This is a genomic window from Alkalimonas collagenimarina (assembly GCF_030717845.1).
Lineage (GTDB): Bacteria > Pseudomonadota > Gammaproteobacteria > Enterobacterales > Alteromonadaceae > Alkalimonas > Alkalimonas collagenimarina.
In genome coordinates this window covers 17,050-30,895 of the sequence record NZ_JAUZVZ010000017.1, presented here as the reverse complement: position 1 = coordinate 30,895, position 13,846 = coordinate 17,050, and the positions used below count along the sequence as shown (strand labels likewise).

The window sequence follows — 13,846 nt, the reverse complement described above, 5'->3', positions numbered from 1 at the left end:
GACGCAACCGATTTTTAATCTTGTAATGCCACCTCAGGCATTGCTGCACCTTGTTTAGGCTGTTGCGCGCGAGTCATCAGTTGCGCATATTTTTGTGTCATGTACTCTGCGGTACCCTCCAATAACAAGTGGGCGATTTCATCAACGTGCCGGTTTTGCCACGCCTCAAATCGGGTACCTTTCACCCATTGATTGAACGCCCCAAGGGACGGGCCACAGTGAATTTGATAGTCCACTTTATCGGCAGCGCCGCTGATAGCAATGCGGTTGGTATGAATGAAATACCAGCGAAATACCAAGGCCATTTTATGCTTGCTGTCTTTTTCGGCGCGCACTATCTCTTGTGGCTTCGCTTTGTTGTAATACTCACACGTTTCTTGATACACGGCGTTAAAAGAACGCTTGAAGTATTTCTTTTCGATTAAGTCTCGTGTCTCAGCATCCACCTCGTGCCACGCTTGGTGCCGCTGCCACAACTCATACAATTTGTTTGCTCTGGCTGGAAAAAAGACCCCTTTTCTCAGCACCTGTACTTTTGCACCAATTTCAAACATATCTCCTGCCGGGGCATATCGCGTGTCGTGGATATTGGCGTCTTGCAGCAGCGCTTTCACTTCATCGCTGGTTCCCGCCTCTGGCGAACATTGGTTAATTGAACCGGTTAAAATAAAGTCTGCTCCGAGCATCAGAGCGGATGCTGCTGACTCTGGAGTACCAATCCCGCCAGCTGCGCCGACATCGATCTGCGCTTGGTAGCTGTACTCCTGGGCGACCCGATCGCGTAACCGAATAATGGTGGGCAGAATCACCGACAACACCCCCATATCCGTGTGCCCGCCGGAATCCGCCTCAACGCAAAGTGAGTCCGCCATCGCAATGGTTTTCGCCAGCTCGGCTTGCGCACTGCTCACCAGCCCCTGCTCCAGTAATTTCTTAACCACATGCGCGGGAGCGGGTTTCAAAAATTGCTCGGCGACTTCTGGTCTGGAGATCTTCGCCATAATGCGATTCGCCGCATGCACATTGCCGTGTGCATCTCGACTCAGGCCTTGTAAACGATATCGTACCAAGGCCGGTGTCACACTGAGAAACGCAGCGGCTTCAATCACTGTGATCCCCTTTTGCATAAACAGCTCAACCGTACGCATCTCTTTATCTGGATTGGCTAAATTACACACCAGATTCATCCCAACCGTCGTCGCGCTGCCAAGGGCCTGCTGAATGTCATCAATATTCTGTGCAATGTTTTCGTCACTTAACCCACCTGTGCCAAAGAAGGACAAAAACCCGGCCTTCGCCATACGGGTCACCAGCGCTTTTGAGGCAATGCCTTTATACATGGCCCCCGTTGCGTAGGCATATTGCAAGCCATATTTCTTCTTAAAGTGTTCAGAGCCGAGCTGTCGTGCCGTGAGCGGTGCCACGGCGAGAGTCGGGCGCGCTACATTTGCAGGCGCAGGCGTTGATGACTTGCTCTGTACCTGTGTGGCGTGCGCACTTACCCATGCAGTTTGGATTTTTGCCAGTAAATTTTTCAGGACTTGACCGTGGCCCACCTCATGAAAGTTGCTCACCCCTTTATGCAATAAGTACTCGATGCTATCGCACCAGCGTACTGGTGAAGAGATCTGCATCGCCAGACACTGTTTTAGTTGCGCCACATCATATGGCTGAGCATGCACATTTGAAATAATGACCTTGTTTGGGTTGGCAAATGAAAACTGTGTCAAATAGTGCGCAAAGTGGCGCCGTACTTGCGCCATATAACGAGAGTGGAACGGTGCACTGACATTCAGCGGTACAACCGCGGCACCTTCGTCTTCTAGGTCTAAGGTTAAACGCGCCAAACTGTCTTTGGGCCCTGCCAATACCAGTTGTGAAGGGCTGTTGTAATTCGCAAAGTCAATATCTTTGATGTGCGCGGCATCCATCACTTTCTGGATCACCTCGGGCGCACATTTCATCACCGCAACCATCCCCCCGTCGGACATTTGCGCCATCAACTCACCCCGTTTTTTCACCAGCCTCAAGCCATCTTCAAAGCTAAATACACCCGCTGCAAAGAGCGCATTGAACTCACCTAAACTGTGCCCCATGACCACGTCAGGTTCGGCTTCATTGGCGACTTTGTCTAAATAGCTCAGTGTGCTGACCGTATACAATGCCGCTTGTGTATATTGCGTGTTGCTCAACTTACTGACCGGTCCATTCAAACATAGTTCTTTGATTGAATAGCCTAAAATTTCATCTGCAGCACGTATTAACTGAGGGTATTTGTCGAATAACTCACGGCCCATGCCCACCTGTTGCGCACCTTGGCCTGGAAACATATACACTTTGGCGGTTGGGTCGATTGCTGTATTGGTCATGCTCATATTTTTATTACCTTGTTCTGAATGCGAATATGTTGCTATCAACTCATTGAATAAATCCAAAGTTGCTGCAAAAGGGTTAAGTAACGCAGTGATCTCACACGCGCTACGGTGCATGAGGCACCTTTTGGCAAAATTCGCCATCGTGCCTGACGGGCCTAAATCACAAAAATGGCGGGCACCGAGTTTTTCTGCGGTGGCCACAGCCTGTGGGAATTGAATAACTTGACGGACAACCTGCCAAAAATAATCGCCATCCACTCGCTTCACCAACTGCTCGGTCGTGCTGGAGATCAAAGGCAGGACAGGTTCAGAAAATCGATACTTTTGACACAACTCGAGAAATGCAGACTTTGCCCGGTTAAGTTTCGAGGAGTGGAAGGCCTGGGTGACGGGCAAACGCATAAATGCATGTCCGTACTGCGGCAATTGCGCCTCGAGTTCAGTCAATGCTTCACGTGACCCCGAAACCACAAAATGGGCATCATAGTTCAGCGCAGCAATTTCAAGGCCGCGCTCCGCCAACTTGAGTTCGCTACATTGTTGAGGATCTGCCAAAATGGCCGTCATGCCACCGGCTTCAGCATAGCGCTCAAAAATATCAGCTTGCTCGATTACAAAACGCATCCCTTGTTCAGGCTCAATACATCCGGCGATGGTTGCAGCCACAACCTCACCCAAGCTCGAGCCCAGCACAAAGTCAGGTTTAACGCCTTGTTGTATCAAGCTTGCTGCCAATGCATATTCCAGCATGTAGATAGCTGGGTGGGTATAACGCAACTCATCAAAGACAGGGGTTGCCTGTTCTGTGGTCGAGTATAGCTTGGCGAGTATGGATCTTCCCCCCGCTTCAATGGCAACCCTGTCCAAGCGCTGCATAATGTTGCGAAACGCAGCATTGTTGTTAAAGAGTGTCTCGGCCATTTTGTAATGTTGAGAGCCCTGCCCAACGAACATAAATACTAGTGACATAAGCGACCCTCCTGCCTATGAGTCAACATGCGAGGGGAGCAACAGGGGCGCGCTATAGCGGCCATTGTTCGGTTGTTAAGCATCATTTACCTCACCGGCCGGCACGATTGACTGCGGCGTAATCGTCTGACGTAAGATCTGCGCCACATCCGCTACATGGGCTTTTTCCAGTACGCTGTAATGGCCGCCTGAGACCGACACGAGGGAGATATTTTGTAAGCAATAGCGGCGATATTTCGCCAGCGTTTGTTGGCGGTTCTCACCTCCCATATGGCTTTGCTTAGCCAACAACAAGGTAATATCTCCATCGTATTTTTGCGACGGCACATACTGCAATCCCATCAATATCTGTTGCGCATAGGCGTGCATGATCTGTTGCAAATACGCCTTACTGTGAACCGTTGATACCGCGGTTTCATCCAGTAAGGCTTGTGCCAGAGGCGCAACAACATCGTCACCATGGGCCTGTTTGTGAGCCAATGTATTGGCCACCTGTTTATCGCGAACAAAAAATTGGAAAAACGTCGACAAAGAGATACCACCTTGTGCGTACAGCTCACTGTCCAGCATGAAAATATGCACTTTACGACCAACATTGCGCAGTAAACAGGCCATTTCATACACCACACTAGCGCCCAGGGAATGTCCCAGTAAATAGATCGTTTGTTGCTCGGGTAGCGATGACAGCTGCGCCACATAGTCCTGTGCCATAGTCTGAATGCTGTCATGCGGGGTTTGCTGATCATGAAACCCACGATGGCCAAAGCCATACAGACGCATACTGCCTTGTAACAGCTTCGCCAGGGAGGAGAAACTGCTCAGCATAGCACCGGCTGCCGGTACGCAGATCAGGGCAGGTCCCACGCCCTTAGCGCCAGAAAGAGACACCATGGCGCGCTTTGCTTGAGGGGACGCATCAGCCTGAAGGGCACGTAACTGCGCAGCAAGTGCACGAATACTGTTGGTGGCCATTAAGTCCTCGGTGGCAACTTGAACATTGAGCGTCTGGTGAATTTTTTGTTGCCACTGCACCAGCTCCACTGAACTGCACCCACTCAGGTCCAGCGCACCAGTAAGGGTCAGATTTTGATGCCCGGCCATGCTATCTTGCGCCAGCCTCAATAAGTGTTCGGCAAGCTCAGTGTCCGCAGTCACCTGCTCAGCGTGGTCCGCTGATTGGTTGACTTGCTGTTCAAATTCACCAATCCAATGTCGCGTCGTTTTGAACGGATATCCTGGTAAATTTACCCGTCGTACCCCTTCACCCTGATACATGTTTTGCCATGCGATAGATAAGCCGTTGCACCATAGTGACGCTAGCATGCTCAGTTCACGAGATTTCAGCCAACCATCTACCACCGCCTGCAACGCAGTGTCGCTTTGCAGCAAAGACACAATCGACGAGCTACTCGCGCGCGTACCTTGATACACGCCAGGGGTATTGTATTCACCTTGCGCTACCTGGGTGAGGCGCTCAACGAATTCGGCCTTCGAATTGACCACCATGGCCAGTCGCTCTTCCATCGCACTGCGCCCCACCTGCAGTGTGTAGGCGACACGATACAGATCCAGTTGAGGTTCACGATCAAGCCAAGCCAGTAAATTGCGCGCCTGGGTTTCAATTTGCGGCCGAGTTTTCGCAGACAGCAACATGGCATAGGGGCCATGTGTTTGCTGCGTGCTATGGGTATCATGTGCGAGGTATTGCTCGACAATGACATGTGCGTTAACGCCACCAAATCCAAAGGCGTTGACCCCTGCCACTTTGGGGTCGCGCAGTGCACCACTTGTCCATGGCTTGGCCGTTGAGGGAATATAAAATGGCGACTGTGTAATGTTGATGTGCGGATTTAACTCATCGCAGTGCAAGTTTGCAACCAAATGGTTGTGTTGCATTTGCAAGACAACCTTAAGCAGAGAAGCCATGCCCGATGCCATTTCCATGTGTCCAACATGGGTTTTAACCGAGGCGAGAGCACACCGACCTTGTTGCGCCCCCTTAAATGCCTTGGTTAATGCCTGAAACTCAACGGCATCCCCTATTTCAGTACCTGTTCCCTGCGCTTCAATACAGCTCACCCGGGCGATGTCGATATTTTTCTCTTCATAACATGCTTTGATCAACGCCGCTTGTGAATTGCTATTCGGTGCTGCGAATCCGCTCCCTTTACCGGTATAGCCCACTTTGCTGTTGCGTATCACGGCAAGGATATTATCCCCGTCTCGCTTTGCCTCAGATAAGCGCTTCAATAATACAGTCGCAACGCCTTCACTGCGCACATAGCCATCCGCATTTGCAGCAAAGGCACGGCACTGGCCCACTTCGCTAAGTAAGCCTGCACGGCTCAAATTTATGTGGCCCTGTGCTGTCACGATCACATTGACGCCCCCGACCAAACATAAGCGGCAGTCACCACTCCGCAGCGCTGTGACAGCCCGGTGTAAAGCGACCAAAGCACTCGAACACGCTGTCTCAACCGGTTCACTTGGGCCTTTTAAATTCAAAAAGTAGCTGATCCGATTTGGTCCTAAAGATGGTGCGTTGATAGGCCCAGACAACTCCGTCGATGTGTCCTCATCTTGATCACTAACACTATCGACAGAACCATATCCGCTGGTATGTGCAATGCCTATGTACACTCCCGTATTTGACCCTGATAGCGATTCCGGTGCATACCCTGCGTTTTCAATTGCGTGCCAGGCACTTTGCAGCAGCAACCTTTGCTGGGGGTCCATCTGTCTGGCTTCATGAGAGGAAATGCCAAAAAACCCCGCATCAAACTGGTCAACCTGAGCCAGAAATCCGCCCCACTTACTGCGCGTTACTCGGGGGTCCTGTTTAGTGTCTCCATACACCTCGCGCCAATCCCAGCGATCCCTCGGTATTTCAGTGACGCAATCTTTCCCTTGTGCCATGTTATCCCAAAATTGCGCAATATCATTGGCGCCGGGAAATTGTCCATCCATGCCGATAATGGCGATGCTATCATCATCCGGGTTTACCTTCGCCTGGTGTGCGTGTTGCTCGGCCCCTGGCATATCGTCTGCGGACGGCCTCGCCGAAGGCTCGACCGGCGGTTGTGAATGCCCTGCCTTGACTTGCTCGACGTATTCAAGCGGTGCTTTATCGTCGCGCTGTAAGTCCGCAAGGTGAGCAGCCAGTGCCGACACGGTGTTAATGTCGTAAAAAATGGTGGGTGCCAGCTCTGCTTGGTAGCGGTGATTAAGCGCCTGAGCTAACTCGGCAAAGCTCACCGAATCGAAGCCCAATTGCTCCAACGGGGTATGGACGTCAAAGTCATGCTGGGCGATTTTCAACATTTCACTGATCAACATCAGCAGTGTTTGTGCTATGTCTGAGCGCATCTCATTGCGCGATTTAACGGTGTACGCCGATGAGTGCACAGGCACACTCCTGCGCCCCTGGGACTGTGCATCACTGAGCAACACATTCATATGTTGCGTCAATTCACCCACACTGGTGCACTGATAAAAAACCATGGTGGACAATTCAACCTCATAGCGTGCACTGAGGACACTTGCCAGCTCGGTCAGGGAAACCGAGTCAAAGCCGATCTGCTCAAATGTCGTGTCTGCATCAATGCTGGCAACGGGTACTTTGAGCAATTCACTGATCTCAGTAATAACATCCCTTTCATTGCATGGCGTGCTTGGTGCCGTATTGGTTAGTTGCGCGGGAGGCTGAGTGGATGCATGGGTGAGCTGTGTTTGCACATATGCAACCAGCTCAGCCACCACAGTGCACTCATAAAACAGCGTAGCAGAGATCTCAATATCCAATTCCTGACTTAAATGACTGGCAAGCTCTCCCAGTGAAACCGAATCGAAACCAATGTCCGAAAACGCCGTATTAGCATCAATGCTCGATGCAGGCACTTTGAGTAACTCACTGATCATTGCAATCACGGTCTCTTCACTGAGCGATGGCGCTATCTCAGCAGTACCGGGCGGTTGATGCACAGCGGTTGTCTCTTGTGCTGTTGTGGTCTCTTCATCTTGAGACATCTGCGCTTGCAAGTAGTGGGTCAGCTCATCAATTTGAGTACAGTCATAAAATACACTGACAGGCAGCTCTACCCCAGTCGCTTGGGTCAGCACATGCGCTAACTCGCTGATAGACACTGAATCAAAGCCAATATCAAACAGTGCCGTTGTGCCATCAATGCTCGACTGAGGGACTTTCAGTAAATCACTTGCCGCACGGATAACATCCTGCATATTGAAAGACACCGGTTCCCGACGCAGCTCTGGCTGCTCAGTGGTGTGATGCTCATCCACAGCCTGTAATGTATGCGCTAAATTTTGGTAGGCCTCCCCCTTACCATACAACACCAGCACCTGTGATACCTTGGCGGCCAACGCGCTCGAAAATGCGTCAAGCCCTGCCTCAGTTGGCAGAGGGATTAATCCTGATGTCTCTTTCAGTTCGCGCATCGCATGACGGGGCATTCGCATTCCGCCATCTTGCCACAGCGGCCAATTAACGGACACACTATGGCCGGCGCATTCACCCCGTTTAACACGCTGTGCCCTGTCGTGGGCAAACCAGTCCATAAATCCGTTTGCCGCCGCATAATCGGCCTGACCAGGCGCGCCCAGCACACTGCTGATCGATGAGAACAGGGCAAAAAACTTCAAATCACATATGCGCGTCGCGGCGTCCAAATTGACGAGCCCTTGTACTTTTGGCGACAGCACTCGGTCCATCTGCTCTGCCGATTTTCTGACGATCATGCCATCTTGTAATTCCCCCGCGGCATGCAAAATCCCAGTGATGTGGCCAAACTCTTCCAACACCTGTGTAATGGCATCTTCCACCACGTTTAATTGCGTGATATCAATCGCTTGATAATGCACCCTGACACCCTGCGCATTGCACTGTGTCAGCCATTCCTGGCGCACCAAATCCAGCTCGCCTCGGCCCCATAGGATCACCGTGCTGACTCGCGTCTGGGCAAGAATCGTTTGGGTAAATATTTTGCCAAGGCCACCAAAGCCGCCAGTGATCAGGTACACTCCCTGCTCCTGCCACGGCGACACGGTTTTTTCAGCCGCAGGCAAAGCCTGCCAACGCCTTATGTCACCTTGTTGCGACTTGAGTTCAACACAGCTGGGGGTATGTATTTGGCCATTACGTCTGATCTGCTTTTCAACTTCAGCGCCAGAGTCTGCCATGATCACATCCGCAAATTTAATCACATGCTCGTGAATGGCCGCTTCGAGCATCGGCAACAGCCCCATATACATGCGTTGTTCAGTGCCAGATGACGTCACCAATTGGATCCGCTCTGGCTTGGCTTCTTGATGCTGAATAACTTGTTGTAAAACCGCCAGCAGCGCTTGTGCATAGTGCTGGTAATGATCTGCCCTGCATAAGGGCGTGCCCGGCTTTTCGGCAGGTGCATCGATGCACAGCACCTCTGCGTCGCTAAAGCGCGCGTCTAATTGAGCGGACCACTGTGCCGCCTCGCCCAGTAAAACAATCCACGTCGCATCGCCATTAAAGTCATCACTTGTGGTCGCATCGGTTAAGGGCTGTGGCTGCCACGTCGGTGATAATAGTTTGATTTCACCCACAGGCTCTGCTCGCTCTGTTTTTTTCGGTCCGCGTGCCTCAGCCTGCTCTTTTGTCGACGCTGTCGACTGCTTCATGACGCGTGCAGTATAACCGAGCAATTGCAGGCACACATTGCCCTGCTCATCACACAACGACAAATCAATATTCTGAGTGCTGGCTGTACACTGTTTGGCATCAAGTAGCACCCAGACCGATTCTGGCAAGGGAGCATATTCTCTCACCTGACTGAGCGCAAAGGGCACCATCGGCCCTTGTTGAGCGTCAGCGTCAGCCTCATCCACACAGGACTGTTCGCCGAGATAAAAGCCCAAGATGCAATGCAATGCTGAATCGAGTATTTCCGGGCGCCACTTCATCGCATGGGATAGCTGCGGCTGTGGTTGCTGCGCTTGCAGTCGCCCCACCACATATGAGCCACTGCGTTGCAATGACTCAACCGCGCGAAATACGGGTCCATAATCCAACCCAGCCTGCAAAAATTGGCGATAGAATGTCTGCTTATCCACCTCAATAACCTTACCCGTGGCGCGCAATTGCGCTAACTCCGGGACCTGGCTGGGTGCTTCGCGCTCACATAAGTTTACAGCCCCACGACAAAAGTCGCCGCTGGATTGATCGCGCAAATCGTAAATCCTGAACCGCGTACGCTGCCCAGCTTGCGGCAGGCAAGACAGCTCGATCACAACCTGTTTGCTCTGACCATCAAAAATCATCGGGCGACGCCAAGTCACATTGTCGATTGAGTAATGCTGATGTTCCGCCAATAAGGTGCTGAGCGCCTCTCTGATCAGTTCCAGATATGCCACACCGGGTAGGATCGGATGCTGGTTGACTCCATGTTGCGCGATAAAATACTCACTGCCGGTCAAGTGTATAATCGATTGCAAAGGCTTTAAATAAGATGCCGCCCGCTCGCGCAGCGGCGTTGTATTCGCAGCCAGCGCTTCGAGCTGTGCTAAAGGCGGATAGGTACGTTCAACATCGGTGTCAGGTGCCCAGTAACGCTGCTTTGCAAAGGGATACCCCGGCAAACTCACTTTGTTTGGCAAGGCGCCGCCATATAAGGCGCGCCAGTCAACCGGGTAACCCTGGATCCACAACCCTATCAAGGCAGGCCAATCCGCCTTAGATAAGAGATCGGCATAGACTAAATTGTTGGCGGTAATAAAGGCATCCAACGCTTTGCCTTTAATCATTTCTCCGTACCAGCAATGGGTCGGTTTGTTAATGTCATCAAGTTGATGCGCCAGTGTGTAGGCGAGTTGCTGTTTAAGCTCATCCACCGAATTCACTGCGAGGGCAAGTCGGTGCTCATGATGAGATCGACCCACTTGCAAAGTACAGGCAATGCGACGAAGATCCTGCACATCATGGATACTCTGGCCGGTGTGTTCAAGTGTGGTGTGTAGTTGCTTTACCGCTCTGTGCAGCTGCTCTAGGGATTGAGCCGACAACACGATATAACAGGGCACAGATACGGACTGGTGTTCAACGGGCGCCGCTGCGACATATTCTTCAATCACCATATGCGCATTCGAACCGCCAGCGCCAAATGCTGAGATACCTGCCACGCGTTTTTTCCCCTCAGCAACTTGCCAATGCTGCGCTTCATGTGGCACGTCAAACGGTGAGTTGTCAAAATCAATATAAGGGTTGCGCGTTTGTGAGTGAATAGAAGGGGCAATGGTTTTATGGCGCATTTGCAGCAAAACCTTAGTTAACCCGGCAATGCCTGATGCACTTTCACAGTGACCTATATTCGATTTGATGGAACCGATTAAACATGCCGCTTCGCCCTGTGCATTCTTGGCCAGATAGCTATCATTATATGCTCTTTGTAAGCCATCGACTTCAATCACATCTCCTATCGCGGTGCCTGAACCATGCGCCTCAATATAACTGATGGGATCAGACGCCGTTTTTGCCAGCGCCTGGCTTATCACCTCTGCCTGTGAAGAGGCTTTTGGTACGGTATAGGCTCTCGACGCGCCCCCATGGTTGATAGCCGTCGCCAGGATCACCCCGTAGATATGATCCCCGTCTTCGAGTGCATCGTCTAGCGGTTTGAGCAACACAGCCCCCACCCCTTCAGAGGCCACATAGCCTGTCGCTTTATCACCAAAACTATGACAGCGCCCGGTTTGCGATGAGAAGCGCCCCGCACTATGTAAAATAAATTTATTGGGGTGCAGCGTCAGGTTGACGCCACCGGCGATGGCGGCACGACAATCGCCGTTTATAATACTTTGACACGCCAAGTGTACCGAACTGATGGAGCCCGAGCACATGGTATCAATGGTCATGCTGGGGCCGGTAAAATTACAACAGTAAGAGACTCTGTTGGTGATAGAGGCATTGAGTGCGGAAACAGGCGTATTGGCCTGACTGTACATCAAATATTCATTGTACTCTACCGCGCAAAAGACCCCGACAGGCCCTCTCTCTGAGAGCCCTTCACACGAATATCCTGCATCTTCAACGGTGTGATAAGCACACTGGAGAAATTGCCTTTCTTGAGGATCGATCAGCTCAGCAACTTTTGGCGCCATATTAAAGAAAAGGGAGTCAAACTGATCGACGTCATTGATGAATCCGCCCCATTTACTATAACTTTTACCATACACCCGGTTACCTGGCTGATAATACAAAGCGTGATCCCATCGCGTTTTGGGTATTTCCGTGACGGTATCTTTGCCTTGCTTGAGGTTTTCCCACAATTCATCTAGGTTATCTGCGCCTGGGTATTTTCCTGATATCCCAATGATCGCTATTTTTTGGTTGCTCACTCCGATCCCCTTCTGTCATTATTTTGCACCGCCCCAAATCCAAGCGCTTATCAAGCCCGTGGTGACGATTAAATGCTTTGCTGTTCGTACTTTGTCTAATGGCCGTTTAAAATTAAGTCTTCGCAGACCTCTTTGGTGTCGGTAAATAGGTTGTAATGCCCCCAATTAGCAAAAATTTTATATTCGGCATCCGGAATAATTTCGGCAAGCGCCACGGACTCTTGCCAAGCGACCATATCATCGTTCCCCCCACCGACAATGAAGGTTGGGCAGCTGATCTGTTCAGTTAAGGTGCGGTTTATCTTAAATTCATGGGTGGTGTTCACCAGATGGGCAAACCGTAAAAACGCCTCTTTACCGCTATTAAAAGGTGCCTGGATCATGTATTGGTACTGTTTATCATCAATACGCGCCAGCTTGTCCTGCATGCTTTTTGTGTTGTACGCCACGATATTCTGATGGAGGAAATCAAGCTTCTTTTCATCATGGATCAACATGCGACAAACCTGGCCTATGGTATCGCCAGTGAGGCCAGGTGTGCCTTGGTTAAAGAAATTCGGCGCATTGAATAGCACCATTTTTTCTATTCGACACGACTTTTGTGCCGCTGCAACCAATGCAACTTGGATACCCGTACACCAAGCAACCAAAGTGAACGAGGGCAATGCTAACTCAGTCACGATACTGGTTAAATCTTGAACTTGATCCTGCACGGAATACTCGCGAAAACGTTCATCGTATACTCCTGGAAATCCCCGACGTCGCCAAGTCACAAAATTATGACCGCGCGCCACCATGGCGTCAGACAGCGCCTGTGTAATACAGCTGTCCACACCCAGCGCATTGATGAAGACCACAGTAGGCTTGGTGCTATCAAACTGATTAAGGTTAACGTCCAGCATTAATCCATCATGTGCTTGTACTTTCATAAAGGTGCTTCCATTTGCAAATTTTACTGCGCGGATTGCCCGCTCGATTGATGTGAACTCGGCAAGTTATCTATCTTTGACCAAATATCGCAGCTGCGATCATGACAGGCATCCACAAATGCACTCTGACGCTCGTTATACGCCTGCTCAGCCGCCTGCTTGTCACGCTCTCTGAGCTTAAAGTACTCATCTATCGCACTGGCATAGACGAATATGGGCAGCACTGCGCCCATGCCAGCAACAGGCGAGCCCGTTCCTGACGCATCTCCGGTAAGCATGATGTTTTTACTGATAAAGGTACTCGCACGTGTATAGTGCACATCAATGGGTTTACTGATCCACAATACGCCTCCCACCGTGCTTTGCTGCGAATCACAGAAGAACTGCGCGCGCTGTACACCACCACTCCCAGCTCATCACGATTTGGGTAAAAGAGCCCAAATTCACAACCTGATAGCTGCTGTTGATCATCAAAAGAGAATTTGTAGTTGAGTGTTGAGCTATTACCAGTGACACGGCAGTGATAAATATACCAACATTTCTCCCCCTTATTGGCGGTTTCAATGTCGTAACAGATCCCCATAGCCTGTGCATTTTCACTGCACTCACCATCGGCCAAGATCACCAATTCAGGTGTGACAGTGGCGTGTGACTTCAGCTGCAAATTTCTCAATGTCACGCTGGCTTGCTCAAACTCTGTCGGCACGACCTCTGCCTCCACATTAAAGTAAATATGCACGCCCTGCTCGCGTGTAGCAATGAGCAGCACATCTTGCAGATCAGCCAAAGAGATAGCCAACACCGACTCGCCTACAAATTCATCGTAGGCACGCTTGAGTGTGTTTCCTGCTGCATTGAGTTGGGTCGCAGCAAGCTGTGCCTCATCTATCTCTTTTTGATAATAACGCCTAGACTCATTATCACTGTCGGTATAAAAGAAGTTGTGCTGTAAAATGGGCGTGCCGCGCTCAAAGATCTGCGTCAGTACACCAAAGCGCTGTAAATAGGGCAACGCATTTTGATAGTGGGTTACCATTTGCATTCGGTCAACGGCCAAGCGTTTTTCAAACAAGTAAACCTGTTCAACCCCATTGAGCACGGCGCTCAGCGCTGCCATGATCCCCACAGGACCTGCACCGATCACAACTACACTGTGTTCATCTATTTCATCTAGCATCTGTGTGGCAC

The 13,846-nt window shown here is 50.8% G+C and carries 4 protein-coding genes; all 4 read right to left on the bottom strand.

The genetic code is table 11. The features are described 5' to 3' along the window. Positions 1–14: 14 nt before the first annotated feature. Positions 15–3,344, bottom strand: a complete 3,330-nt coding sequence (gene fabD / locus Q3O60_RS12250; RefSeq protein ID WP_305894230.1) for an ACP S-malonyltransferase — start codon at positions 3,342–3,344, stop codon at positions 15–17. Between the two features lie 75 nt (positions 3,345–3,419). Beyond that, on the bottom strand, positions 3,420–11,729 hold the full coding sequence (locus tag Q3O60_RS12245; protein WP_305894229.1) for an SDR family NAD(P)-dependent oxidoreductase: 8,310 nt from the start codon (positions 11,727–11,729) through the stop codon (positions 3,420–3,422). Positions 11,730–11,824: 95 nt separating this feature from the next. Further along, the gene (locus Q3O60_RS12240) at positions 11,825–12,658 is read right to left on the bottom strand and encodes an alpha/beta fold hydrolase (RefSeq protein WP_305894228.1); all 834 of its coding nucleotides are present in this window, start codon (positions 12,656–12,658) and stop codon (positions 11,825–11,827) included. A gap of 190 nt (positions 12,659–12,848) precedes the next feature. Next, positions 12,849–13,835, bottom strand: coding sequence for an FAD-dependent oxidoreductase (locus tag Q3O60_RS12235; protein ID WP_305894227.1), 987 nt, complete (start codon positions 13,833–13,835; stop codon positions 12,849–12,851). Positions 13,836–13,846 lie beyond the last annotated feature (11 nt).

Excerpts from the sequence above, each read along its gene's own strand:
- Q3O60_RS12235 (WP_305894227.1), bottom strand. The coding sequence starts at position 13,835 with ATGCTAGATGAAATAGATGAACACAGTGTAGTTGTGATCGGTGCAGGT.
- fabD (WP_305894230.1), bottom strand. The coding sequence starts at position 3,344 with ATGTCACTAGTATTTATGTTCGTTGGGCAGGGCTCTCAACATTACAAA.
- Q3O60_RS12240 (WP_305894228.1), bottom strand. The coding sequence starts at position 12,658 with ATGAAAGTACAAGCACATGATGGATTAATGCTGGACGTTAACCTTAAT.